This is a genomic window from Pseudomonas sp. Nvir, from assembly GCF_963778085.1.
Taxonomy (GTDB): Bacteria; Pseudomonadota; Gammaproteobacteria; order Pseudomonadales; family Pseudomonadaceae; genus Aquipseudomonas; species Aquipseudomonas juntendi.
Genome location: NZ_OY970405.1, coordinates 3,105,185 through 3,127,606 on the forward strand (window position 1 = coordinate 3,105,185; position 22,422 = coordinate 3,127,606).

The window sequence follows — 22,422 nt, forward strand, 5'->3', positions numbered from 1 at the left end:
GGTCAAGGCTTGACCTTGCGCCGCAGGATGCCATTGATCACCACCACCACCACGGCAATGGCGATGGCCAGCATCTGGAACGTCTGTTCACTGATAGTGCCCTGCTTCTGCAGGTGGGACAGGCCCAGCATCAGGCCCAGTACGACCAGTATGATCAGAAGTGAATATTTGAGGCGCTGCACGTGTGTCATCGAAGGTTCCTTGCAACATCAGGGGCAAATGGCTCGCAATGAGCCGCGGCAATGATACAACGGGCACCGCCCCCGGCGCTGCATTTCCTGCTGGGTCAGGCGGTGACAGCCTGAAAGCATGAAACCTCCAAGCACCCATGCCGGAGGCACCGTGTACAAACCCTTGCTCCTCACTTCGCTGTTTTTTTCCCCCGTCTACGTTCACGCCCTGGATACCCAGCAGGTACCCGCCGAGCACCTGCTGGAGCTGGGCCGCGAGCTGGCGACCCACGCCGGCACTAGCCAGTGGCAGCAACTGTGGCAACGGGTACGCCAGGCCGGCTACCTGGGCGGGGACAACAGGCCGCTGAACTTCACCGTGCCCACCACCCGCCTCCCCCACCTGGCCCGGGAAACCCTGGCCCAGGCCGACCAGGTGCAAGCCGTACGCCAGACCCAGGCCCTGTACCGGCGCAGCTTTGACGGGCAGATGATCGGCCAGCGCGATGGGCAGCCCCTGTACACCCTGTGCCTGCTGGTGGATTGGCGAACGTTGCCTGCAAGCATGCGAACGGCGCCCCAAGCCTACCTGCACAGCGCCAGCTTGCTGAGCAGTTTTCCCTGCGACTAAGGGTTCAGCACCCTTTCGTTGAGAACGGCAGTGAGCGAGCGGGAAATCACCCTATGCAGCCTACCAGCAACGCCATTTCCTACATGCGCGGATATTGCTGCCTGCAAAACCTGTTCACCGAAGCTACAGCCGCCAACCCATATGCCGCCTAGCGACACGCCTCGGCTGTCGCACAGAATTTGCTCACACCCTCCGACATAACGCCACGGGTGATCGGGTCGCAAATCCCTTATCCCGAAGGAGCGCCACATGCAAACGCCAGACTTGAGCCAGATCGATATCAGCCAATTGCCCCACTCGTTGCAGGCACTGATCACCTGCATCGGCATCGACAACGCCTACCAGCTGACCTGCGCGTTCGGCGGCAGGCCCAAATACATCCCCAAGCACCGCGAGCGCACCAAGCTCGCCGACGTCCTCCCGCCCGAAGCGCTCGATGCGCTGATCAAGCGCTTTGCCGGGGTAGCCCTGGAGATCCCCAAGGCGGACCACTTCCTGCGCCAACTGCGTAACCAGCAAATCCAGAAAGAAAGCGCCAATGGCCTGTCCCGCAGCCTGCTGGCCAACAAGTACGGCCTGAGCCTGCGCCAAATCGGCAACATCCGCCGCCAGGAGGCGTGCGCCCGCTGACCCCCCTGCCGCCCAGAGCACCCTCGGCGGCCCCAACCCACTAGAAAGAGCATCCCACTATGTCGATAGACAACAGCCTCATTGGCTCGGTCATCAATGCCCTGCCCATGGATCGCATGATCGCCGGCCCCTTGCAAGCCATGGTCCAGGCGCAGGTTACCGCGAGTAAATCGTACGCCGACTTCCTGATGCAGGTCTGCATCCAGAACGGCAAGGCCGTAGCCATCCAGTTCGACTATGACGAAACCATCGTCGACGAACAGGGCGAATACAAAGGTGTGGTCAGCAAGACCATGAAGGTGCCGCTGCTGGCGGCCATTACCCACCCGAACATTACCATCGAGGAGGGTAATGTCGAGTTCGAGCTGGTCATCAACCAGATGTCGGAGGACGTGACCAGCAAGGACATGAACGCCACCGCCAGCGGCTCGATCGGCTGGGGGCCGTTCAAGCTCAACGTCAGGGGCAGCGTCAGCCACAAATCCACGCAAACCCGCAAGACCGATACCCGCGCCCGTTATGCATTCAATACCACACTCAAACGCCAGGAGCCGCCGGAAGCGGTCATGCGCTTGATCGAGTTCCTCACCGACGCTGCGACCAAACCTACGGTGGTCAAAAACGCCGCCCTGGAAAGCCCCGACCAGATCTCGCAGCGCGATACCCTCAAGAACCCGGCAGCCGACACACCGGGGCTCAAGGTGGAAAACGACAAAGCACCCGGGGCTGCAAACAAACCCACGGACAAAGCTGACAAAAAAGGTTGAACCAGACCTTGATGTTTTTCGCTCACTTCCGCCTGGCCCCTTGATGAGCAACAAGGGGCCATTCTGGCCTGAGGAACCCACGCAATGGACAAGGCCCCCGCGCCCATGACTTCAATCGACCTGCGCGAGATCACTCGCGGCCTGCAAGAAGCCGCCAGTGCCACCAACAGCCTGATCGCGCAGCAGTACATCAACCTGTTCGACCAGTTCTTCGAGTGTGACAGCGAAGCGTTGGGCGCCCCCATGAAAGCCAAGATGGTGGAAGTGGCCATGGACGGCCAGCACATCATGCGTGTACCGCTGTTCGCCCTGGTGTCGCCCAAAGGCCTGGCGCTGGAGCGCATGCAGGTTGACCTGTCGGTGCGTGTCAAAGGCACGGAAGCACAGCCAGCATTACTGCCTACCAGCGAGAACAAGGCCGCCAGCTTCAAGGTCACCATCGGTGGCCAGGGTCGCCAAGGCGACAGCCGAGACCCTGACGAAGTGCAGATCCGCATGCAGTTCCAGGCCAGTGAGCCGCCTGAAGCGCTGAACCGGCTGATCGAGGAGTACACCAGCCTGATCACCCCGGTACGCGCCCCCACCCCGCCACCCTCACCCGACAGCAATGAGTTCATCGACGCGGCCACCGTCCGTTGACGGCGCCGCCGCGTTCAACCTAGAAGTCGCGCTTGTAGAAGATATCCAGGGAGCTGGCCAAACCGCTGGCCGCCTCCAGGTAGACCTTCTTGCTCAACTTGTAACGCAAAGCGATGGTGTTCGCTGGCTCGAACACCCCTACCCCGTAACGAAGGCTCAGCTTCTCGGTGAGGTTGCCACTGGCGACCACGCTGGTGGTATTGCCCGAGCCTTCGGTATCCAGCTGGAAGTCGTCGATGCCCAGGCTGGAGGCCAGGCTACCGGTGATACCGGCGCTGCCTGCCAGGCCGAGGCCCAGTGCCGCTTCGGCGAGCATGTTGTTGTCCTCGCCGGAGGTGCCCAATGGCCGCCCCAGCACCAGATAGGACAAGGCCTGCTCCTGGCTCATGGCCGGCTCCGAAAACACCTGGCTGGTCGGCTGTTCGGCACTGCCACTCAAGCGAATACCGGCAATCACATCGTCTACCTTGCGGATGGCTTCGATGTCCAGGTAAGGCTGGTCGATCGGCCCGGCGAACAGCAGGCGCGCGCGGCGGATGGTCAGGCGCTGGCCGTAGGCGCGGTAGCGACCGTCTGCCAGGCTCAATTCACCGCGGGTGTCGAGGTTGTCACCGATGTGCACATGGCCAAGCAGGTTGGCGGTAAGGCCAAAGCCGGTGAACGACAGCTTGTCCTGGCCCACTTCGACGTCAATGTCCATGGCCATCGCCATGGGTGGCTTGCCCTCCTCGGTCTGGCGGCCAACGATGACCGTATCGTCCGAGACCTTGACGGTAGAAGGCGGTAATTCGCGCACAGTGATCTTGCCTTTGGGCACCAGTACTTTGCCGGTGACCGCCAGTTTGTCGTCGATCAGGCGCAAGGTCAGGTCCGGGGCGACCTCCAGCGTGGCGTAGGGCTCCACCGTGATCGGCAGTTGCTGGCCTTGCAAGCGCACGTCCATGCCCAGCGCCTGGCCCCAGGTGAGGTTGCCGCTCAACTGCCCGCGCCCTGCTTCGCCACTGCGCCAATTGCCTTCCAGGCGCACCTGCTCACCGGCGATCTGCGCCTGCACAGACAGTGCCTGCAGGCTGGCTGGCAGCTCCGCGCCGCTGACTTCGCCGCCACTGAGCGCCAGGTTGCCGTTGACCTGCGGTGCCAGCAAGGTACCCGAGAGCTGGCCGCTGCCATTGAGCTGGCCGGCCAACCGCTCGACCATCGGCACGAAGGGCCGGGCCACCGAGAGGTCCAGGCCAGCCAGGCGGAAATCACCCGACAGCGGCTTGTTCTTGCCCAGCGGGTCGAGCCGGGTGTTGACGTTCAGCTCACCCAGCCGCTCGCCACGGAATACCAGGCGCGTGTCGATACGCCGCGGTGCCAGGGTACTGTCCAGGCGCAGGGCCTGATACGGGAAGTCGATCCAGCGGCCTTTGTCGCGCACGCGCAGGGTGCCGCCACTGGCATCGACCACCGCGCTACCCTTGGGGCCACTGGCCGGTATATCCAGGCTGATGTCGGCGTTGAGCAGCCCCTGCCAGGCGAAGTCCTTGGGCAGCCACTGCGCCAGGCTGCCCAGCGGGAACTGCTTGAGGTGGTAGCGCAAGCGTGGCTCCGGCGCCAGGCGTTGGTCATCGCCACACAGGCTGGCCTGGCCAGAGCGCCAGCAGTGGGCACCGAAATCGAGCTGGCCGTTGGCCAGCCGCTGCAACCGCGCCGGGGCCTGCAACTGCCAGTCCTGGCCACCGGCCTGGACTCGCCCGCTGGCCAGTCGCCCGCGCCAGTCGCCCTTGCTCAACTGGCCATCCAGCCCCAGGTCAAGCTTGAGCTGCGGGCCGTCCAGGGCCAGGTTCAGAGCCTGCTGGCGAATGTCACCCTTGCCGCTGGCCTGCAACGTGCCCAGTGCCGTGTCACCCAGGTGAATGCCGGTGGCCTTGAGCTCGACCACCCCACGCTGGGCGCTGTCGAGTTTGGCATCCAGGTTCAGTTGTTGCAGGCGGTTCTCAGCCTGCGCCAGGCGCTGGCCCTGCAACGTCAGGGTGCCTTGCGGCGCCTGCAGCGTGCCGGCGACATCCACGCGCCCCTTGACCTGGCCTTGCAGCCGGGGCCACAGCTGGCCCAGGCGGGGCAAGTCGAGGTCGATGCGCCCGGCCAGGCGCTGCTGCAGGCTGCCACTGCCATTGATACGGTTGTCCCCCAGCTGGATCGCCAGCGCACCCAGTGTCCAGCGCTGCCCGGCCCCTTGTGCCTCGGCCTTGAACACAGCCGGCTGGCCGCGCAAGCGCCCCTTGAGGTCAAGCTGGGCATCCAGGCTCAGCACGTCATCCTTCAGCTCGCCTTTGGTACGCAATGGCCCCGCCAGGGTGCCAGGCAGCTCGGCCAGCCAGTAGGCCGGGTCGAGTGCAGACAGTTGCAAGTCGACATCCCACGCCAGGGTATCGGCAAAGCGCACTGCAACACTGCCGGCAGCCTTGCCCTGGCCGGCGGTGAGCGCCAGTTGTGGCAGCCTGACCTGATCCAGGTCGCCTTCGAAAGGGCTGGCCAGGGTGAACGCCCCCGCCGGGCCGTCAAGATCACCGGCGAAGGTCCCCTGATACTTGCCATCACGGTAATGCACACGGGTATTGAAGCGCTTGAGGGTAACCTGTGGCGGCGTTTCCAGCGGATACAGGCGCAGCCAGGGAAAATCCTGCCAGTCCAGCTGAGCATCGGCGGTCAGGCCTTGCTGCCAGTCTGCCGTGGCTTGCAGCTTGACGCGCTGGGTGTCGCTGGCGGTAAGGTCGAGGGCATCGAGCCTGGCCCCCTTGCTGTCGACCAGGCCGGACAACGCCAGGGCGATCGGCGTTTGTTCTGCGGGCAGGTTGGCGGTACCCGACAGCTGGTAGCCCTTGAGCAGGTCGCCCTTGGCTGCCAGGTCGAGCTGGTTCAACTGCAAGGTGTCAGGCAAGGAAGCGGTCGGCTTGAACGCTTCGGAACGGATCTGCAGCGTCGCAGGCAGGTGCTCGGCCAGGGCCTGCAGCGTGCCGCTCAACGTGGCGTCCAGGTAGCCGCTGCTGGCTCCCGTGAGGTTCAAGGTCTTTTGCAGTTCACCCTCGGCGTTCAGCGCCAGCTGCCAGGGCTTGCCCCCTACAGCCGGCAGCTGCAGTTGCGCCTGCAGCGTTGTCGGCCAGTCGCCTTCGGGCTGGATATGGCCTTGCAGGTTCAGCAGCAGGTCGTCGCGCTGCAGGTGCAGGCTGTCGATCTGCATCCCGCCGCGGGTCCAGTGCGCTGCAAGCTGCACGTCGCCCAGCAGGTCACTGCCGTCCAGGCGCAGCTGCCCGACCTTCACCTCGCCCAGTTCGATGGCCACCGGCAGGCGCAGTGCCGGCAATTGCAGGGGGCCGCTGTCGGCCGGCTCGGTGCTAGGGGCAAAGGCCATGTCGATGCGCTGTGCCTGCAAGCGGTCGATGCACAAGGTGGCGCGCAGCAGGCAGGCAGGCGACCAGGCCAACTGCGGGGCCTGCAGCTCGACCTTGCTGCCGGCGTCGGCCCAGCTTACCCGGCTTGCTTGCCAGCTGCCCCCCAGGCGGCCCTGGAAGTCGGTGACCTGCAAACCGGGAACCTTGCCCAGCGCCCAGCGGCTGCCGGCCTCGGTACCCAGCAGCAAGCCGAGGGCCAGGCCCAGGCCCGCCAGCAATCCAGCCAGGCCCAGCAGGGTATATCTGATTACGCGTTTCACAACTCGGGCCCCATGGAAAAGTGCAGGCGAATGCCACCGTCGTCATCCAGCGCCTTGGCCAGGTCCAGGCGCAGCGGCCCCACCGGCGACACCCAGCGCACACCAAAACCGACCCCGGTTTTCAGGCTGGGCAATTCCAGGTCGTTGAACGAGTTGCCTTGGTCGACGAATGTGGCAAGCCGCCACTTCTCGGTCAGCGAGTACTGGTACTCGACACTGCCGGCCACCAGGTAACGCCCGCCAATACGGTCACCGTCGCTGTTTTCGGGCGACAGGGTCTGGTAGTCGTAACCGCGCACGCTCTGGTCGCCGCCGGCGAAGAAGCGCAGCGACGGCGGGATATTGTTCTTGAAACCGTTGGTTGCGCTGCCGCCGAACTGCACGCGGCCAAGCAAGCGGTGGTTGTGGCCCAGGGTGGTCAGGCCCTTGAGCAGCACGTTGCCGTGCAGCAGGTTGGTGTCCGACACCAGCCCTTCCTTGGCCACCTGCACATCGAATTGCAGGCGGTAGCCATTGTGCGGGTCGATGCGGTTGTCACTGCGCAGGAACGAGTAGCTAACGCCGGGCATCAGCAGATTACTCAACCCGCTGTCGTCGCCCAGGCGGTACTCTTCGCGTTGGTATTTCAGAGAGATCACCCGTTGCCAACCGCTGGGCAGCTTGCTGTGCCACTCGGGGCCCACCGTCAGCAGCTTGCTGAGGGTGTCGGTACCGGCAAGCTCTTCATTCTGATAGCCGCCGGCAAAGCGCAATTTGTCGGTCAACGGCGGATCGAGGGGAATGTCGTACCACAATCCCACGTTCTGCCGCGGCGCCGACAGCTCGGTTTCCCAGCCATAGCTGTGGCCGTGGGGGTTGACCCAGTGGCGGGTCCAGTTGGCCTTGCCGCGCGGCCCGACGTCGGTGGAGTAACCCAGGCCCAGCCCCATGGTGCGGGGTTTGCGGGTTTCCAGGCGCACGTCCACCGGTATGTCTTCACCCACCGCGGCGGTGGGCGCCGCATCCACCCGTACCCCTTCGAAATAACCGCTCGACTGCAGGTCGTTGTTCAGTTCGGCGATCAGCTCCGAGTCGTACGGGGTACCTGGCTTGAACGGCACCATGCGCTGCAGCAGGTCTTCGTCCAGCGGCGTGTCGCCGCCAAAGGTGACTGCGCCAAGGCGGTAGCGCGGGCCACTCTGGTAGACCAGTTCGATATCGGCCACCCCGGCCTGCGGGTCCACCGCCAGGCGCTGGCGGCTGAAGCGCCCGCTGAAGAAGCCGTAACGCGACGCCTGGTTCTGGATCAGGCGCTTGGCATCCTCGTAGGTACCGTGGTTGAGCTGTTCACCCGGGCGCAGCGCCCGGCTGTCGGGTACCCGAAAGGCCTTCATGTCACTGGCCGGGCCCTCGATGCGCACCGTGACGTTGCGCAGCCGAATCGGCTCGCCCGGGTTGATGCTGAGGATCAACTGCGGGGAATGGTCGGCATCGCTGGCAGGCTTGACCTCGCTGTCGATCTGCGCCTGATAGTAGCCAAGTGCCTGCGCGGCTTTGCGCGCCTGCTCCTCTGCACCACGACTGAAGCGCAACAGTGCTTCTTCATCGCGGTCACCCAGTGAACCTATATAGCCTTCGACATTGGCCTTGAGCGCCTTGTTGGCCGGTTTCACCTGCACCAGCAACTCGCTCTGGCCCCATGCTGCAAAACTGGCGGCCCAGATAACCAAGCCCCAGGTCAATCTTCCTGAATACGTCATGCGGCGAATGCTACCAGACCCGAACGCTCAAGGGAGCCGCCTTGCGGCCTGTTCAGGCCAAAGCGGATGTCGAAGCCACCGGGTTGGGGTGAAAGAATACCCGTTCCCGGATCGGCCCTATGGCCACCTCACCAATTTCCTCGTAACCCTGGCGCTGGTAAAACGCCAGATAGTGCTCATTGCCCGTGTCCAGCACCACGCCTTGGGTGCCGGGGTCTTCGGCGCACCAGTCATGCACAGCTTGTAACAATTGTTCGCCGTACTGCTTGCCTTGAAACTGCGGGTGCACCCCCAGCAGTGGCAGCACATGCACCTGATCACTGGGCAGGCAGGTCGACAAAGCGGCCTGGTAGTCCATGTAGCGCCGCGTGCAGCGCAGGCCGGTGCCGAGCATCATGCGCAGGCGCCAGGCCCAACTGTCCGCCACACCCAAGCGGCGCAGCGGCGGCACGATCAGGGCCACGGCCACCAGGCGATCGTCCACCAGCAAGCCGATCGCAGGCAGTTGCAGGTAGAAGTGCTGGCGTACCCATTCACGCACCATCACCCGCAGGCGCCGTTCATAGCCTGGGCGCTGGGCTTCGAAGATATAGGCAAAAGTGGGTTCGTGCCGGTAGGCGTTGTACAGCAGGGAACGTACCTCGCGGCTGTAACCATCATCGAGCAGGCAGACACGGGCCGGAGCGGCTGTGGTTTCGGGCATTGCGGGCAGACCTCCTGGAATGGGCGTTCAGAGCCTTGGAGGTTGCGCTCCGCGCTTCGTTCCACCCTTACAGCACGTTAGCAGCAGGCCTCCTGCCCCGCCACGCTGGTGATCGCCGGCGATGTCCGCTAGCATCGCGCCTTTTACCGGGATTGTCTTTCCATGAAGATCGTCTGTTTCAACATCAACGGCCTGCGAGCCCGCCCGCACCAGCTGGCAGCGCTGATCGAAAAGCACCAACCAGACGTGATCGGCCTGCAGGAAACCAAGGTCAGCGACGAGCAGTTCCCGTTGGCCGACGTACAGGCGCTGGGTTACCACGTGCACTACCACGGGCAGAAGGGCCACTACGGCGTCGCCCTGCTCTCGCGCCAGGCGCCGCTCAGCCTGCACAAAGGCTTTGCCGGCGATGAAGAAGACGCCCAGCGCCGCTTCATCTGGGGCACCTTCGCCGACGCCCAGGGCAACCCGATCACCATCATGAACGGCTACTTCCCCCAAGGCGAAAGCCGCGACCACCCCACCAAGTTTCCGGCCAAGCAGCGCTTCTACAGCGACCTGCAGGTACTGCTGGAAAGCCAGTTCCGCAACGACCAGCCAGTGCTGGTGATGGGCGACATGAACATCTCGCCGCAGGACTGCGACATCGGCATTGGCCCGGACAATGCCAAGCGCTGGCTGAAGACCGGCAAGTGCAGTTTCCTGCCGGAAGAGCGCGAATGGATGGAGCGCTTGAAAGGCTGGGGCCTGGTAGACAGTTTCCGCCACCTGTACCCGGACGTGAACGACCGCTTCAGCTGGTTCGACTACCGCAGCCGCGGCTTTGAAGACGAGCCCAAGCGCGGCCTGCGCATCGACCTGATCATGGCCTCGCACGCGCTGGTGCCGCGGATCAAGGCAGCAGGCGTGGATTATGAACTGCGCGGGATGGAAAAGCCGTCCGATCATGCACCGATCTGGCTTGAGTTGAGCTGACCGTGTGAGCGCAACATGTCTGCCGGGGCGGCTCGATCGCGACACAAGGGCGCGCCGGCAAAGCCTGGGTTACAAGCCCAGGCGCAGCACCTCGCCTACCCCCGCCCCACGCACATCGTCCGCCGCGCTGACCAAGGCAAAGTTGTACGCCCCATGCGACCAGTACCGCGCCTCCAGCTGGCCATCGACCCGTTGCCCGTTCGGCATGCGCCGAAAGCCTTCGCTGGGTGAACGCATGAACAGGCTGATACGCTGGCCCTTGCCGTCCTCGAACACCAACAAGGCTGCGGGCCCTTGCTCGTTGCTGAGCAACCGCGCCCCCACCGGCCTGAAGCCATAGCCCGCCAGGTCTGGCAACTGCCCGACACGGTTGAAGTGCCGGCCCAGCCAATCGCGCAACTGGGCCGGGTCGCTGGCCTGAATATCCAGCGCCTGGCTGGCGGCGAACAACTTGTGCGCCTGCACGGCATCGGCCATCGGCAGCTCGGCATTGGCCAGGGTGGCATCGCGGGCCTGCCAGCCGCCCAAGCCCCCTACACCCAGGGCCAGCACCATGGCCGCTGCCGCGGCCCAGCGCCGCTGCCGGCGTTGGCGCAGTTGCCGCCGCAGCTGGCCCAGCTCAAGCGCGGGGGCACCGGCTGGCTCGCCAAGCCCGGCCAGCGCCGTGCGCAGCCGCCGGGCATCGGCGCGCCAGCCTTCCACACGTGCCGCCGCCTGCGGGTTGGCCGCCAGCCAGGCCTGCACCTCGGCGCGCCGCGCCGGCTCCAGGCGCTCGTCGACGTAAGCGTGCAGTTCATCTTCGGTGGGGATAAGGCGCGTCATTTCAATCTCCGCAAGGCCGGTGGCTGGGGTGAGCCTTCGGTCAGTTCACGCAAGGCATTGCGCGCCCGCGACAGGCGCGACATTACCGTGCCGATAGGAATGCCCAAGGCCTGGGCGGCCTCCTTGTAGCTCAGGCCCTCGACGCTGACCAGCAGCAGCAAGGCACGCTGCTCGGCACTCAGCCGGGAAAACGCTTGCAAGTCGGCCTGGGCCAGGATGATCGCTTCAAGGTTGTCACCAACGGGTTCGTCATCGCGCTCGGCACGGCCGAACCAGGACAGCCAGCGCGCATGCAGGCGCTCACGGCGTTTACCGTCCAGGTACAAGCGATAAAGGATGGTGAACAGCCAGGCACGCAGCGCCTGCGCGTCGCGTTGCTGGTCTCGTCGGCTCAGCGCGCGCTCGACGGTAGCCTGCACCAGGTCGTCGGCGCTGCCCGGTTCACGGGTCAGCCATACGGCAAAGCGGCGCAAGCGGGCGAGCAGTTCGCGCCACTGCTGGTTGTCCAGGTCGTGCATGGTCAGGTCCGGCCTATGGGGCAGTCAGTGTAAGGGGCAGACGCGTGCAGGCCTATTTTATTCCCCCGTGGGAATAAATAGCGCGCTACCCCGTCGTACTGGCACCTTCACTGAACCGGACGCACACCATGAACTCACCTTTGCACGGCCCGGCCAAGGCCCTGCGCCTGGCCGCCATCGGCGCCGTGATGCTGGCCGCAGGTGCCGGCTTCGCGTATGCCGCTGGCTGGCTGGGCCAACCGCAGTTGACCCCGCAACGCATCATCGACACCTTCGAAGCCCAAGCCGGGCACTACCCCGGCTACCGCAAGAACCACGCCAAGGGGCTTTGCGTCAGTGGTTACTTCCAGCCCAGCGGCCAGGCAGCCAGCCTGTCCACGGCACGCGCATTCAGCCAGCCGCGGGTGCCGGTCATCGGCCGTTTCGCCATCGGCGGGGCCAACCCGTTCGCCCCGGACACCAGCATACCGGTCCGCAGCCTGGCAATTGAGTTGAGCACCGATGACGGCCAGGTCTGGCGCACCGGCATGAACAACCCGCCGGTGCTTGCCGTCAGCAACCCCCAAGGGTTCTACGAGCAGGTGCTGGCCAGCGCACCGGTCAAGGCCACCGGCAAACCCGACCCGGCCAAGCTGCAGGCGTTCTTCGCCGCACACCCGGAAAGCGCAGCGTTTCGTCAATGGGCGGCCAGTTACAAACCCAGTGACAGCTTCGCCAGCACGCAGTACCACAGCATCAATGCCTTCCGCCTGATCGACGCAGCCGGCGCGGCCCACCCGGTACGCTGGCAGCTGGAGCCACAGGCGCCGTTCGCCGCGTTGCCTGGGCAGGTCGACGACAAGTTGTTCCTCCAGCACGACTTGCAGCAGCGCCTGGCCCAAGGCCCGTTGCGCTGGACCCTGCGCCTGGTGCTGGCGGAACCGGGCGATGCGGTGGATGACCCGGCCCGCCCCTGGCCTGCCGAGCGGCGCAGCGTGGACGCCGGCACCCTGGTGCTGGAGCAGGTCGATGGGCCCGAACAAGGGGCCTGCCGCGACATCAACTTCGACCCCCTGATCCTGCCGCAAGGTATCGAAGCCTCCAACGACCCGATCCTCGCCGCCCGTTCCGCCGCCTATTCGGAATCTTTCAACCGCCGCAGCCGTGAATCGCTCGGCACCGGAGCCCGCCCATGAAGCCCGAAGCCTTCCACCCCCTTGCCCGCGCGCTGCATTGGTTGATGGCCGTGCTGATCCTGGCCATGCTGTTCATCGGCGTGACCATGGTTGCCGACCTGTCGTTGCGCCACCCTGTACTGATCAGCCTGCACAAGGCCACCGGCCTGGCGTTGCTGGTGCTGGTCGTGCTGCGTATCGGCGTGCGCCTGGCCGTACCCCACCCGCCGCTGCCTGCAGACCTGCCAACCGTGCAGCGCTGGGCTGCCGGCGCATCGCACCTGGCGCTTTATGGCCTGATGCTGGCGATGCCGCTGCTGGGCTGGGCCATGCTGTCTGCCGGCGACTACCCGCGCCCGCTGGGCCTGCCCGCGATCGCGCCGCACAACCTGCAGCTGTATGCCGTGCTGCGCCAGGCCCACGGCTGGGCAGGCTACTTGCTGTTCGCCACCGTATTGGTGCATGTCGGTGCGGCGCTGATGCATGCCTGGGTGCGCCGCGACGGCGTGTTGCGTAGCATGTGGCCTGGCCCCCTGCGCCGCAATCAATGACCTGAGGCAGCCCAGGGCGGTCGACCTCCATCAATGACCGGCTGTCACCGGCCCTACTGCCCTGGAAACCCCATGACCCTCGCAAAGGATCCTGCAACGCTCAGCCCAGCCAGCACCCTCGATCTACGCCCGCTGCTGCTGGCCAACATGGCCTGTACGATGTCGATGATGGCCTTCGTCGCCTTGATCGGCCCGATCGCCCGCCAGTTGGGCATGGCCACCTGGCAAGCCGGCGCCGCCATTACCGTGGCCGGCGTGGTCTGGGTATTGCTGGCCCGCCCTTGGGGCCGCGCAGCTGACCGCCTTGGCCGTCGGCGCGTATTGCTGCTGGGTAGCGCGGGTTTCACCCTGGCCTACTGGCTGTTGTGCCTGTTTGTCGAAGGTGCACTGCGCTGGATGCCAGGTGCAACAATGGCCTTCATCGGCCTGATGGTCGCACGCGCTTGCATCGGTGCCTTCTATGCCGCCATTCCGGTCGGCTGCAACGCCCTGATCGCCGACCATGTCGGGCCGCAGCAGCGGGCACGGGCCATGGCTTCGCTGGGGGCGGCCAACGCCGTGGGCCTGGTGGTCGGCCCAGCCCTGGCAGCGCTGCTGGCGCGGCATAGCCTGAGCCTGCCGTTTCTGGTCATGTCGCTACTCCCTGCCAGTGCCTTCGTGGTGCTGCTGTTGGCCCTGAAGCCACAGGCGCTTGCACACAGCCACGCGCCCACCCCGGTCAGGCTCAACGACCCCCGCCTGCGCCGGCCGTTGCTGGTGGCATTCAGCGCCATGCTGAGTGTGACCGTGTCGCAGATCACCGTCGGCTTCTTCGCCCTTGACCGCCTGCACCTGGGGCCAGCCCAGGCCGCCCAGGCTGCCGGCATTGCCCTCACCACCGTGGGTGTGGCGCTGATGCTGGCCCAGGTCCTGCTGCGCCAGCTGCAGTGGCCACCGCTGAAGATGATCCGGGTCGGTGCCACGGTTTCGGCGCTGGGCTTTGCCAGCGGCGCGCTGGCGACCACCGCCCCTTGGCTATGGGCCTGCTACTTTGTGGCGGCGGCGGGCATGGGTTTTGTATTCCCGGCGTTTTCGGCCCTGGCCGCCAATGCCATGCAGGCCGGCGAGCAAGGCGCCACGGCCGGCTCCATAGGTGCAGCCCAGGGCATGGGCGCGGTCATCGGCCCGCTGGCCGGGACCTTGGTCTATGCCGTGGACCCGCGCTTGCCATTCCTGGCCGTGGCAACGCTGTTGTTGCTGGTCGGGCTGTGGCCAATCCCGCGTGAACAAAGGCGTTGAGAAGCACAGCGCGCAACGCGGCAGAGTATGTTTTAATGCGCATCGCTCGTTATTTTAAACACCTCTGATTACAAGGCGGCTATGGACACGGGGACGCGACTCAAACTGGTGCGGGAACGCAACAACCTCTCCCAACGGGAATTGGCCCGCCGTAGCGGGCTGACCAACTCGACGATCTCGCAGATCGAACAGAACCGCGTGAGCCCTTCGGTCAGCTCCTTGAAAAAGCTCCTCGAAGGCATTCCCATGAGCCTGGCGGAGTTTTTCAGCTTCGACGAGCCGGTACGTGAAGAGCGCTATGTGTTCCGCGGCGGCGAACAGCCAGACCTGGGCCGTAACGGCCTGCGCATGCTGTTGGTCGGTGCCAGTGTCGAAGGCCGGCAGATGCGCATGTTGCGTGAGCTGTACGCGCCGGGCGCAGACTCCGGCGAACCGATCGTGCATGCCGAAGGCGAAGAATGCGGGCTGGTCACGCGGGGGACCGTGGAGCTGTGGGTCGACGGCCAGGTCAGCGTGCTCAACTCGGGTGATGGCTACTACATCCCCACCACCCTGCCGCACAGCTTCAAGAACATCGGCCCGGACGAGGCCGAGATCATCAGCGCCAATACCCCGGCGAACTTCTGACGGCATGAACAGCCGGGTGGTCTATCAACGCCTGCGTGACGCAGCGCTCGGTGTCCATACCCTGTCGATAGCCCAGCGCCATGACCACGCCCTGGTGGACGTGATCGTCGACGGCTGGCAACTGACCCTCGCGCTGGACAGCGAGGGCCTTGCCCAGTGCATCCACTGCACGGCCCCGTGCGGGGCGCAGGCGGGGCTCGATGCCTGGCAACGGTATGGCAGCAACCCCTGCGATCTGCTCAGCCAGTGGGAACGCACTCAGCTGGAAAGGCTGCTCGCCCCCTGCTGCAGCGCTGCCTCGACGAAGTCCAGGCGGTCCTGACCGAAGAACATGTCTTCGCCGACAAAGCACGTCGGCGCACCAAATACCCCCCGCTGCACCGCCACCTCGGTCGCCTGCCGCAGTGCTGCCTTGATTTCGTCATCTGCTGCCAGTGCGTGAAACGCGTGTGGGTCAAAGCCGCCTTCAACCAGGGTGGCGTCCAGTACCGCCACATCGCTCAGGTTGCGCTGCTGGGCAAACAAACCCTTGAACAACACCGCCAGCAGCCCCTCGAAACGCTCCGGCGCGCGTAACTGCGTACCCATGACGCCTCGCATCAAGTGCAGCGTATTGACCGGAAAACCCGGTGGCAGCCCAAACGGCACCCCGTAGCGGGCGGCAAAGCGCGCCAGGTCGTTGAACATATAGCGCCCTTTGGCGGGGATCATCGCTGGCGAAGCGTTGCCCGTGGCCTGGAATACGCCGCCCAGGAGCATTGGCCGGTAGTGCAGCGTTGCCCCGTGGCAGGCGCATAGCGCCGGCAGCTGGGTCCAGGCCAGGTAACTGGCTGGGCTACCCAGGTCAAAGTAGAAATCGACGTGCTTGTGCATGGTCATGTCCTTACAGGGAAAAGGGTTTACCAGCCTTCCATCCAGGGCCGCAGGTCCAGCTCGAAGGTCCACGCGTCGCGGGGCTGGGCGTGCAGGAACCAATAGCTGTCGGCGATGTGTGCAGGGTTCAGGATGCCACCCTCACCCTTGAGGGCGTAGCGCTCGGGGAAGCTGTCGCGAATGAAGGCAGTGTCGATGGCCCCGTCCACCACCACATGGGCGACATGAATATTGCGCGGCCCCAACTCGCGGGCCATGCTCTGGGCCAATGCGCGCAAGCCATGCTTGGCGCCGGCGAAGGCGGCAAAACCGGCCGCGCCACGGGTTGCGGCGGTGGCGCCAGTGAACAGCAGCGTGCCGCGCTCGCGCCGGACCATGCGCCGTGCTACCGCCTGGGCAGTCAGAAAGCCGGCGAAGCAAGCCATTTCCCAGATCTTGAAATACTTGCGTGGGGTTTCGTCCAGAATGCTGCATGGCATATTGGCGCCAATGTTGAACACAAAGGCTTCGATCGGGCCGATATCGCACTCGATGGTTTCGACCAGTTCCGCCACGTCGTCTTCCTTGCGCGCATCGGAGCCGAACCCGTAGGCCTGGCCACCGGCAGCGCGTATTTCTTCCAGCAACGGCTGCAGCTTGTCAGCCTGGCGCCGGGTGACACAGGCGATATAGCCCTCGCGGGCAAAACGCTTGGCAATCTCGCCGCCGGTGGCATCCCCCGCACCAATCACCAGCACGACTTTTTGTTGTTCCGACATGCCTGCACCCATTGGTAAATGATCGTTTAGTAAACGAACGCTATGCTACGATGCCGGCTTTCGTCAAGCCGTCTTGCAGAGGCACGCCCATGCGCTACCCAAACGAACACAAGCAGCAAACCCGTGAACGCTTGCTCGCCAGCAGCGGTGCGCTGGCCAAGCGTGGGGGCTTTGCCAGCACGGGCGTTGCCGGCTTGATGAAAGCCATTGGCCTGACCGGGGGAGCGTTCTACAACCACTTTCCGTCCAAGGATGACCTGTTCACCGAGGTGGTCCGGCAGGAACTCTGCAACAGCCCACTCGCCCGGCTGGCCAACCAAGGTGCCAGCCGCGAGCGCCTGGCCCGCTGCCTGCAGCAATACCTTAGCCTGGCGCACCTGCACAACGCCGAGCAGGGTTGCCCGTTGCCGCCGCTAGGGGTGGAGATAGCCCGCGCTGACACGCCTGTGCGGGAAGTGGCCGAGCACTGGTTACTGCAGCTGCACCAGGCCTGGAGCGCCACCCTGGAGGATGAGCAGTTGGCCTGGGTATTGATCAGTCAGTGCGTGGGCGCGCTGCTGGTTGGCCGCATGCTGGTCAGCGAAAGCGTGCAAGGCCAGGTGATTGGCGCCAGCCGCGCGTTTGTCGAACGCGCGCTGGAGGGCGACTGATCACGGGTTGGCTGGGGGTTGGCGGGGGCCCGCCGCAGCACGTTCAGCGCCTGCCAGAGCCTCTGGCAAACCTTGCTCACGGCTGGCATAACGCTGCGCCAGCACCGCGCACACCATCAACTGGATCTGGTGGAACAGCATCAGCGGCAGGATCATCGCGCCAATGCCACTGCCCACGAACAGCACCTGCGCCATGGGTACACCGGTGGCCAGGCTTTTCTTCGAGCCGGCGAACAGAATGGTGATACGGTCCTCGAGGTCGAAGCCCAGCGCCTTGCCCAACAAGCGGGTAGCGAACAACACCACCGCCAGCAGAATGCCGCATACCGCGAACAACCCCGCCAGGTGCTGCGACGAAACCGTGTGCCACAGGCCGGTCACCACTGCCTCGCTGAAGGCGGTATACACCACCAGCAGAATCGACCCCTGGTCGACCACCTTGAGCCAGCGGGCATTGCGCTTGACCCAGGCGCCAATCCAGCGCCGCGCGATCTGCCCGGCCACGAATGGCACCAGCAGTTGCAAGGTGATCTTGAGGACCGCATCCAGGCCGGAGCCAGTATCGCCACTGGCGCCCAGCAACATCACCACCAGCAATGGGGTGAGGAAGATACCCAGCAGGCTGGACGCCGCCGCACTGCAGATGGCCGCCGGCACGTTGCCGCGGGCCAGCGAAGTGAAGGCAATGGCCGACTGCACGGTTGCGGGCAAGGCGCACAGGTACAGCACACCCAGGTACAGCTCATTGCCTACAAGTGGCACGAACAGCGGCTTGAACGCCAACCCCAGCAGCGGGAACAGCACGAACGTGCAGGAGAACACCAGCAGGTGCAGGCGCCAATGCCCGGCGCCTGCGATGATCGCCTCACGCGACAGCTTGGCACCGTGCAGGAAGAACAGCAGGCCGATGGCAAGGTTGGTCAGCCAGCCGAAGTACATCGCGCCGTCCCCCGAACAAGGCAATACGGTGGCAATGCAGACCACCCCGAGCAAGGCCAGGGTGAAATTGTCGAACAGCATGCGCAAATACTTCATCACGGCTCCCGTCTTGTCATTGTGCAAGGGCAGACGATAAGGTTTCCGGCTTTTCAGCGCTAACGCCGGAACCCCCTGGGGTATCGCTCAACGGACACCATGCACACAAGGAACCGCTCATGCCGCGCTTGCGCAAGGCTTTGATTGCCACCACCATCACGCTTGCCCTGGGCCATACCACCGCCCAGGCTCACGACCCGTTGCAGGCCAAGGTCGACCAGGTCGTCCGCCCACTGATGCAGGAGCAAGGCATCAGCGGCATGGCGGTGGCCATTTATGCCCACGGCCATGCGCACTATTTCAGTTACGGCGTGGCCAGCAAGGCCGACAACGTGCCGGTAAGCCGCGACACGCTGTTCGAAATCGGCTCGTTGAGCAAGACCTATACCGCCACCTTGGCCGCGCTGGCCAGCGCGCAGGGCAAGCTGGACCTGTCGGCGCCGGCCAAGCGTTACCACCCGGCGTTGGCAGGCGCCCCTATTGGCGAGGCGTCCGTTCGCGACCTCGGTGCCTACAGCGCGGACTGCCTGCCGCTGCAGTTCCCGGATGACGTCCAGACGCCGCAGCAGGTCGTCGATTTCTTCCGCCACTGGCAACCACGCGCCAAACCCGGCACCCAGCGCTGCTACTCCAACCCTAGCCTGGGCCTGTTCGGCGACCTGGCCGCCCGCGCACAACAGCAATCGTTTTCGACACTGATGAGCGAAGGGCTGTTGGCACCGATGGGCCTGCGCGCCACCTATCTGCAGGTGCCCGCCAGCGCCCAGGGCCTGTACGCACAAGGTTACGATGCCGCCGACAAGCCGGTACGCGTCGGCCCCGGCCCCTATGCCGACGAAGCCTACGGGATCAAGACCAGCGCCCGCGACCTGCTGCGCTACGTGCGCCTGCACCTGCAACCGCAGGGCCTGCCACCAACGCTGCAGCAAGCCTTGAGCATTACCCGCCAAGGCTACTTTCAGGTCGGCGCCATGACCCAGGGCCTGGGTTGGGAGCGCTACCCCTACCCGGTCGCACTGGACACGCTGGTCGATGGCAACAGCCCAAGGCTGATCCGTGAACCACAGCCAGTCACGCGCTTGCAGCCAGCCCAGCCGGCGCTGCCTGCGGCCTGGTACAACAAGACCGGCTCCACCAATGGCTTTGGTGCCTACGCTGCGTTCGTGCCCGCCGAACAGCTGGCGGTGGTGTTGCTGGCCAACCGCAATTACCCCAATGAGGCCCGGGTCCGTGCCGCCTTTGCGATCCTTTCCGGCCTGTAGAAAGGCTGCGGATTGTCGAACAAATCGACACTATGTAGTGAAAAAAAATATTCACTACAAAATGGTTGACGCCGTTCATCGCCCTTGTGCATGATGAAGCCGTCCCCCTGATCGGGGGCGGTGGCAAGGGTATTCCAGACGGTCTGCGCGGTAACGCGGGCCGTTCGTGGAGCGGGAAACTGTCCAAAAGGCAGCGTGAGAAAGCCCCTGTTGCGATGCTGCTGTAGCAGCGTTGGTAGTGCGCTACACCGTGGTAGCGCCAACTGTGAAAATCACCTACGAATGGGTAATGGGGGCTTTATGATGAACTTGAACAACAATCCGACCATCGACCAATTGGCCCAGCTGTTCGCCGGCCGCAAAGACAGCCTCGACGACCACCTGCTGTGGGTCAGCCAAACCGGTGAAGTGCGCCTCGATCGCCTGCCACCGAATACCGTCGAAGCTGAATTTGAAGAGCACCTGCCCAGCATGCGTGCCCGCTTCAAGGTCTACCGTCGTGGCCAAGGCTACGTTGGCAAGAAGGCCGCCGCCGACACCGAGTTCGTTGGCCGTGTGCTGCAGACCCTGCAACAGGAGTGGCCCGCTGCCCGTGAGCAGCAGGCAGTCAAGGTGATCGAACCGCTCAATTGAGGTTGCCACCGTTAGCAAAGCCCGGCCTGAACAGGCCGGGCTTTTTTCATGCCTGGCGCCGCTGGCGGCGGGCTGGCGGCAACGGCAATGCCCCTGTCGCCATGGCCCTGGCGCGGTCGACACCCCAAACCATGGCACGGGTCATGGTCTCGCCCGGCCGCGCGGGGTAATACTCCTCCACCAGCGCCCGCCCATCCCCGGCATACAACCCCAGGAACAATTGCGTTGCGCCCAGGCGCGACAAGCGCACCTGCACGTCCAGTGTGGTGCCATCGCTGAGCGCTTCGTCGTGGCTGCGGCTGTGTAGTTGGGCGTCCGCCCAGTGCCAATAAGTCTCTTCCCTGACGCGCATGAGCATCCAGTCCTCCGTTGCTCGAATGTGGCGTCAGCAAAGCACAGGCTTGGCGATCCGGCGAGTGTTACCCAATCATTTCATGAGGCGGGTCAACGAATGGCCATAAAAAGTCCGCCGTCGGGCAGCGCGGGGTTACTTCTTCAGCGGCACCCGTGGCATGAAGCGGCCCTTTTTGCTGCGCTGCAGATGGGCAGGCTGAAGCTGCTCGGAATCATCCAGGGTCATGTGGGCGAACCCCAGCCGGAATGCCGCCTGGCCGCAACGCACCTGGCTGTTGATCGGAAACGCATCGTTAAGGTCTTCGAAAAAAGATTCGCTCATGCCCTGTCTCCCTTCAGCGGTAACGCGCCGGCAACCAGAAAAGCTGCCAAGTGACGCGGCCTGTAAAAGTGAGACTAGCCGGTCATTTACAGACCAGTCGGGCAAAACCCAGGCAGCCGACCAGTGGCAAACCGGCCTTCAGCGCAGGCGCACTGCGGTGCCGGTGACAAACACGACGACCATGCCGCCTTGTACCGAAGGCATGCTGATCTCGTAATCCACACCGACTACCGCGTCGGCTCGCAACTGCTGGGCGCGCGCCTTCAGCTCTTCGGTGGCCTGCTCGCGGGCCTCGCGCAGGGCGCTTTCCAGGGTCTGCGAGCGACCACCCAGCACGTCGCGAACACGGGTAAAGAAATCGCGGACGAAATTGATGCCCTGGACCGATTCGGCGCTGACCACGCCGAGGTATTCGGCAATCGGGCGGCCTTCAAGTTGACTGGTAGTGGAAATGATCATGCAAACGCTCCGTTGGCCTGGTCTCGAACAATGAGGCCGAGTCTAACAGAGCCGCACCTGAGCAACCGGCAATGGGGCCTTACCACCCGGTCAACGCTTCAGCCGTCACCACGCCCCCCACTAACCTCCTGTCAGGCGCTGGCCGCACGCAAGCGCTGGCCGATCCGCGCGCCGAATACGTTCACCAGCAGCCCGGCCATCACCAACACGGCGCCCCAGCCCTGAATTGCGGTCAGTCGTTCGCCCAGCAGCAATGCCGACGAACTCAAGCCGATCACCGGCACCAGCAGCGAAAAAGGCGCGACCTTACCGGCCGGGTGGCGCGACAACAGCTTGCTCCACAGGCTGTAGCCGATCATGGTGGCGACAAAAGCCAGGTATGCCAGCGCCAGCACCGAGCTGAGGCTGATGTTGGCAAGCGCATGGCCAATACGCTCTGGGCCTTCCAGCCACCAGGACAACGCCAGGAACGGCAACGGCGGGATCAAACCACCCCAGATCACCAGCGCCACCAGGTCGACCGAGCCAAAGCGCCGGGTAATGATGTTGCCCAGCCCCCACATGGCACCGCCGCACAATGTCAGCAGCAGCGCCACCATCGGCACGTGGCCACCGTCTTCGCTGCCGATCAGGGCCAGGCCACTGGCCGCCACCATTAGCCCCAGCACACTGGCCAGGCGCAGCCGTTCACCGAGGAACAGCGCGGCGAAGCCGAGCGTGAAGAATGCCTGCGATTGCAGAATCAGCGAAGCCAGCCCTGGTGGCATGCCGCTGTACATGGCCTGGAAGAGAAAGGCGAACTGGCCCAGAGAAATGGTTGCGCCGTAGGCGATGATCCAGCGCCAGGGCAATTTGGGGCGCCTGACCAGCAACACCGCGGGAAACGCCACCAGCAAAAAGCGCAGTGCCCCCAACAGCATCGGCGGCAAGCCGTCGAGGCCAACCTTGATGACTACAAAGTTTACTCCCCAGGCAACAATCACCACCAGGGCGATGAGTAGGTCCTTGAGCGGCACGGCAGCTTCCTTCTTCAGGCGTTCTAGACATATTTCGTTACAGCATAAGGCTATAACTCTGAAGAGGACCAGCACAGTTGTGGCCTAGGCTGGCGCAACAGTCCGACTGTTGCGTCAACCTGTAACGTTGATGCATAACGCAGAAAACCCGCGAACACTGCG

The 22,422-nt window shown here is 64.4% G+C and carries 26 protein-coding genes; 13 read left to right on the top strand and 13 right to left on the bottom strand.

Features of this window, described 5'->3' with window-relative positions; all coding sequences use genetic code 11:
- Positions 1-2: 2 nt before the first annotated feature.
- Positions 3-191: a hypothetical protein gene (locus AACG97_RS14925; RefSeq protein WP_003248064.1), complete on the bottom strand. Its 189-nt coding sequence runs from the start codon at positions 189-191 to the stop codon at positions 3-5.
- A 151-nt stretch (positions 192-342) separates the two neighbouring features.
- On the opposite strand from AACG97_RS14925, the gene AACG97_RS14930 reads away from it, so the two are divergent.
- The 4 genes from AACG97_RS14930 (at position 343) to AACG97_RS14945 (ending at position 2,837) form a co-directional block, all read left to right on the top strand.
- Positions 343-801 (top strand): hypothetical protein, encoded by a 459-nt coding sequence (locus AACG97_RS14930; RefSeq protein WP_197884957.1) that lies wholly within the window; start codon positions 343-345, stop codon positions 799-801.
- A gap of 249 nt (positions 802-1,050) precedes the next feature.
- Positions 1,051-1,431: a Mor transcription activator family protein gene (locus AACG97_RS14935; RefSeq protein ID WP_029884845.1), complete on the top strand. Its 381-nt coding sequence runs from the start codon at positions 1,051-1,053 to the stop codon at positions 1,429-1,431.
- Between the two features lie 59 nt (positions 1,432-1,490).
- The gene (locus AACG97_RS14940; protein WP_054904393.1) at positions 1,491-2,198 is read left to right on the top strand and encodes a DUF2589 domain-containing protein; all 708 of its coding nucleotides are present in this window, start codon (positions 1,491-1,493) and stop codon (positions 2,196-2,198) included.
- An 84-nt stretch (positions 2,199-2,282) separates the two neighbouring features.
- On the top strand, positions 2,283-2,837 hold the full coding sequence (locus AACG97_RS14945) for a DUF2589 domain-containing protein (protein ID WP_009682168.1): 555 nt from the start codon (positions 2,283-2,285) through the stop codon (positions 2,835-2,837).
- A gap of 19 nt (positions 2,838-2,856) precedes the next feature.
- Here the strand turns inward: AACG97_RS14945 and AACG97_RS14950 are convergent, their stop codons facing one another.
- Genes AACG97_RS14950 through AACG97_RS14960 form a run of 3 tightly spaced genes read right to left on the bottom strand, consistent with a single transcriptional unit; the run spans position 2,857 to position 8,973 of the window.
- The gene (locus tag AACG97_RS14950; RefSeq protein ID WP_225786214.1) at positions 2,857-6,531 is read right to left on the bottom strand and encodes a translocation/assembly module TamB domain-containing protein; all 3,675 of its coding nucleotides are present in this window, start codon (positions 6,529-6,531) and stop codon (positions 2,857-2,859) included.
- Positions 6,528-8,270, bottom strand: a complete 1,743-nt coding sequence (locus AACG97_RS14955; RefSeq protein WP_115294294.1) for an autotransporter assembly complex protein TamA — start codon at positions 8,268-8,270, stop codon at positions 6,528-6,530. The genes AACG97_RS14950 and AACG97_RS14955 overlap by 4 nt, the downstream gene beginning before the upstream one ends.
- A gap of 52 nt (positions 8,271-8,322) precedes the next feature.
- Positions 8,323-8,973, bottom strand: coding sequence for a GNAT family N-acetyltransferase (locus tag AACG97_RS14960; protein ID WP_009682173.1), 651 nt, complete (start codon positions 8,971-8,973; stop codon positions 8,323-8,325).
- A gap of 162 nt (positions 8,974-9,135) precedes the next feature.
- On the opposite strand from AACG97_RS14960, the gene xthA reads away from it, so the two are divergent.
- Positions 9,136-9,948 carry an exodeoxyribonuclease III gene (xthA, locus tag AACG97_RS14965; protein WP_009682174.1) on the top strand — a complete coding sequence of 271 codons (813 nt, stop codon included), beginning with the start codon at positions 9,136-9,138 and terminating at the stop codon, positions 9,946-9,948.
- A gap of 69 nt (positions 9,949-10,017) precedes the next feature.
- Here the strand turns inward: xthA and AACG97_RS14970 are convergent, their stop codons facing one another.
- Together AACG97_RS14970 and AACG97_RS14975 are read right to left on the bottom strand one after the other, a co-directional pair.
- On the bottom strand, positions 10,018-10,770 hold the full coding sequence (locus AACG97_RS14970) for an anti-sigma factor family protein (RefSeq protein WP_054881108.1): 753 nt from the start codon (positions 10,768-10,770) through the stop codon (positions 10,018-10,020).
- Positions 10,767-11,288: a sigma-70 family RNA polymerase sigma factor gene (locus AACG97_RS14975; protein ID WP_009685428.1), complete on the bottom strand. Its 522-nt coding sequence runs from the start codon at positions 11,286-11,288 to the stop codon at positions 10,767-10,769. Before AACG97_RS14975 ends, AACG97_RS14970 begins: the two co-directional genes overlap by 4 nt.
- Positions 11,289-11,416: 128 nt before the next feature.
- Here AACG97_RS14975 and AACG97_RS14980 point away from each other — a divergent pair, with 128 nt between their 5' ends.
- From AACG97_RS14980 to AACG97_RS15000, 5 genes are all read left to right on the top strand, one after another.
- Positions 11,417-12,463, top strand: a complete 1,047-nt coding sequence (locus tag AACG97_RS14980; protein WP_054913653.1) for a catalase family peroxidase — start codon at positions 11,417-11,419, stop codon at positions 12,461-12,463.
- Positions 12,460-12,993: a cytochrome b gene (locus AACG97_RS14985; protein WP_009685430.1), complete on the top strand. Its 534-nt coding sequence runs from the start codon at positions 12,460-12,462 to the stop codon at positions 12,991-12,993. The genes AACG97_RS14980 and AACG97_RS14985 overlap by 4 nt, the downstream gene beginning before the upstream one ends.
- A gap of 72 nt (positions 12,994-13,065) precedes the next feature.
- On the top strand, positions 13,066-14,271 hold the full coding sequence (locus tag AACG97_RS14990) for an MFS transporter (protein WP_115294293.1): 1,206 nt from the start codon (positions 13,066-13,068) through the stop codon (positions 14,269-14,271).
- Between the two features lie 81 nt (positions 14,272-14,352).
- Positions 14,353-14,898, top strand: a complete 546-nt coding sequence (locus AACG97_RS14995; protein WP_003248033.1) for a cupin domain-containing protein — start codon at positions 14,353-14,355, stop codon at positions 14,896-14,898.
- A gap of 4 nt (positions 14,899-14,902) precedes the next feature.
- Positions 14,903-15,220 (top strand): DUF7693 family protein, encoded by a 318-nt coding sequence (locus tag AACG97_RS15000; RefSeq protein WP_082437891.1) that lies wholly within the window; start codon positions 14,903-14,905, stop codon positions 15,218-15,220.
- Here the strand turns inward: AACG97_RS15000 and AACG97_RS15005 are convergent.
- Both AACG97_RS15005 and AACG97_RS15010 read right to left on the bottom strand, forming a co-directional pair.
- Positions 15,157-15,771: a 2-hydroxychromene-2-carboxylate isomerase gene (locus AACG97_RS15005; protein WP_009685431.1), complete on the bottom strand. Its 615-nt coding sequence runs from the start codon at positions 15,769-15,771 to the stop codon at positions 15,157-15,159. The two genes, AACG97_RS15000 and AACG97_RS15005, sit on opposite strands and share 64 nt — an antisense overlap.
- A gap of 26 nt (positions 15,772-15,797) precedes the next feature.
- Positions 15,798-16,529 carry an SDR family NAD(P)-dependent oxidoreductase gene (locus tag AACG97_RS15010; protein WP_115295329.1) on the bottom strand — a complete coding sequence of 244 codons (732 nt, stop codon included), beginning with the start codon at positions 16,527-16,529 and terminating at the stop codon, positions 15,798-15,800.
- Between the two features lie 89 nt (positions 16,530-16,618).
- Between AACG97_RS15010 and AACG97_RS15015 the strand changes: the two genes are divergently transcribed.
- Positions 16,619-17,179 (top strand): TetR/AcrR family transcriptional regulator, encoded by a 561-nt coding sequence (locus AACG97_RS15015; RefSeq protein ID WP_115294292.1) that lies wholly within the window; start codon positions 16,619-16,621, stop codon positions 17,177-17,179.
- Here AACG97_RS15015 and AACG97_RS15020 read toward each other — a convergent pair whose 3' ends face one another.
- The gene (locus AACG97_RS15020) at positions 17,180-18,214 is read right to left on the bottom strand and encodes a bile acid:sodium symporter family protein (RefSeq protein WP_009685435.1); all 1,035 of its coding nucleotides are present in this window, start codon (positions 18,212-18,214) and stop codon (positions 17,180-17,182) included.
- Positions 18,215-18,333: 119 nt separating this feature from the next.
- Here AACG97_RS15020 and ampC point away from each other — a divergent pair, with 119 nt between their 5' ends.
- Both ampC and AACG97_RS15030 read left to right on the top strand, forming a co-directional pair.
- Positions 18,334-19,476 carry a class C beta-lactamase gene (ampC, locus tag AACG97_RS15025; protein ID WP_029884830.1) on the top strand — a complete coding sequence of 381 codons (1,143 nt, stop codon included), beginning with the start codon at positions 18,334-18,336 and terminating at the stop codon, positions 19,474-19,476.
- A 300-nt stretch (positions 19,477-19,776) separates the two neighbouring features.
- Positions 19,777-20,109: a hypothetical protein gene (locus AACG97_RS15030; protein ID WP_029884829.1), complete on the top strand. Its 333-nt coding sequence runs from the start codon at positions 19,777-19,779 to the stop codon at positions 20,107-20,109.
- Positions 20,110-20,155: 46 nt separating this feature from the next.
- Here the strand turns inward: AACG97_RS15030 and AACG97_RS15035 are convergent, their stop codons facing one another.
- From AACG97_RS15035 to AACG97_RS15050, 4 genes are all read right to left on the bottom strand, one after another.
- A complete protein-coding gene (locus AACG97_RS15035) occupies positions 20,156-20,467 on the bottom strand; it encodes a hypothetical protein (RefSeq protein WP_054904382.1) in 312 nt (103 codons plus the stop codon).
- Positions 20,468-20,596: 129 nt separating this feature from the next.
- Positions 20,597-20,785 carry a hypothetical protein gene (locus tag AACG97_RS15040; protein WP_003253897.1) on the bottom strand — a complete coding sequence of 63 codons (189 nt, stop codon included), beginning with the start codon at positions 20,783-20,785 and terminating at the stop codon, positions 20,597-20,599.
- A gap of 138 nt (positions 20,786-20,923) precedes the next feature.
- The gene (locus tag AACG97_RS15045; RefSeq protein WP_009685439.1) at positions 20,924-21,244 is read right to left on the bottom strand and encodes a YbjQ family protein; all 321 of its coding nucleotides are present in this window, start codon (positions 21,242-21,244) and stop codon (positions 20,924-20,926) included.
- Positions 21,245-21,375: 131 nt separating this feature from the next.
- Positions 21,376-22,260 carry an EamA family transporter gene (locus tag AACG97_RS15050; RefSeq protein ID WP_225786215.1) on the bottom strand — a complete coding sequence of 295 codons (885 nt, stop codon included), beginning with the start codon at positions 22,258-22,260 and terminating at the stop codon, positions 21,376-21,378.
- Between the last annotated feature and the right edge of the window lie 162 nt (positions 22,261-22,422).

Coding starts and splice junctions, on each gene's coding strand:
- AACG97_RS15045 (WP_009685439.1), bottom strand. CDS start 21,244: ATGATCATTTCCACTACCAGTCAACTTGAAGGCCGCCCGATTGCCGAA.
- AACG97_RS15035 (WP_054904382.1), bottom strand. CDS start 20,467: ATGCTCATGCGCGTCAGGGAAGAGACTTATTGGCACTGGGCGGACGCC.
- AACG97_RS14985 (WP_009685430.1), top strand. CDS start 12,460: ATGAAGCCCGAAGCCTTCCACCCCCTTGCCCGCGCGCTGCATTGGTTG.
- ampC (WP_029884830.1), top strand. CDS start 18,334: ATGCCGCGCTTGCGCAAGGCTTTGATTGCCACCACCATCACGCTTGCC.
- AACG97_RS14935 (WP_029884845.1), top strand. CDS start 1,051: ATGCAAACGCCAGACTTGAGCCAGATCGATATCAGCCAATTGCCCCAC.
- AACG97_RS14990 (WP_115294293.1), top strand. CDS start 13,066: ATGACCCTCGCAAAGGATCCTGCAACGCTCAGCCCAGCCAGCACCCTC.
- AACG97_RS14960 (WP_009682173.1), bottom strand. CDS start 8,973: ATGCCCGAAACCACAGCCGCTCCGGCCCGTGTCTGCCTGCTCGATGAT.
- AACG97_RS14945 (WP_009682168.1), top strand. CDS start 2,283: ATGGACAAGGCCCCCGCGCCCATGACTTCAATCGACCTGCGCGAGATC.
- AACG97_RS15005 (WP_009685431.1), bottom strand. CDS start 15,771: ATGCACAAGCACGTCGATTTCTACTTTGACCTGGGTAGCCCAGCCAGT.
- AACG97_RS15010 (WP_115295329.1), bottom strand. CDS start 16,529: ATGTCGGAACAACAAAAAGTCGTGCTGGTGATTGGTGCGGGGGATGCC.
- xthA (WP_009682174.1), top strand. CDS start 9,136: ATGAAGATCGTCTGTTTCAACATCAACGGCCTGCGAGCCCGCCCGCAC.
- AACG97_RS15030 (WP_029884829.1), top strand. CDS start 19,777: ATGATGAACTTGAACAACAATCCGACCATCGACCAATTGGCCCAGCTG.
- AACG97_RS14955 (WP_115294294.1), bottom strand. CDS start 8,270: ATGACGTATTCAGGAAGATTGACCTGGGGCTTGGTTATCTGGGCCGCC.
- AACG97_RS15020 (WP_009685435.1), bottom strand. CDS start 18,214: ATGAAGTATTTGCGCATGCTGTTCGACAATTTCACCCTGGCCTTGCTC.
- AACG97_RS14975 (WP_009685428.1), bottom strand. CDS start 11,288: ATGCACGACCTGGACAACCAGCAGTGGCGCGAACTGCTCGCCCGCTTG.
- AACG97_RS14995 (WP_003248033.1), top strand. CDS start 14,353: ATGGACACGGGGACGCGACTCAAACTGGTGCGGGAACGCAACAACCTC.
- AACG97_RS14940 (WP_054904393.1), top strand. CDS start 1,491: ATGTCGATAGACAACAGCCTCATTGGCTCGGTCATCAATGCCCTGCCC.
- AACG97_RS15000 (WP_082437891.1), top strand. CDS start 14,903: ATGAACAGCCGGGTGGTCTATCAACGCCTGCGTGACGCAGCGCTCGGT.
- AACG97_RS14925 (WP_003248064.1), bottom strand. CDS start 191: ATGACACACGTGCAGCGCCTCAAATATTCACTTCTGATCATACTGGTC.
- AACG97_RS14970 (WP_054881108.1), bottom strand. CDS start 10,770: ATGACGCGCCTTATCCCCACCGAAGATGAACTGCACGCTTACGTCGAC.
- AACG97_RS15015 (WP_115294292.1), top strand. CDS start 16,619: ATGCGCTACCCAAACGAACACAAGCAGCAAACCCGTGAACGCTTGCTC.
- AACG97_RS15040 (WP_003253897.1), bottom strand. CDS start 20,785: ATGAGCGAATCTTTTTTCGAAGACCTTAACGATGCGTTTCCGATCAAC.
- AACG97_RS14980 (WP_054913653.1), top strand. CDS start 11,417: ATGAACTCACCTTTGCACGGCCCGGCCAAGGCCCTGCGCCTGGCCGCC.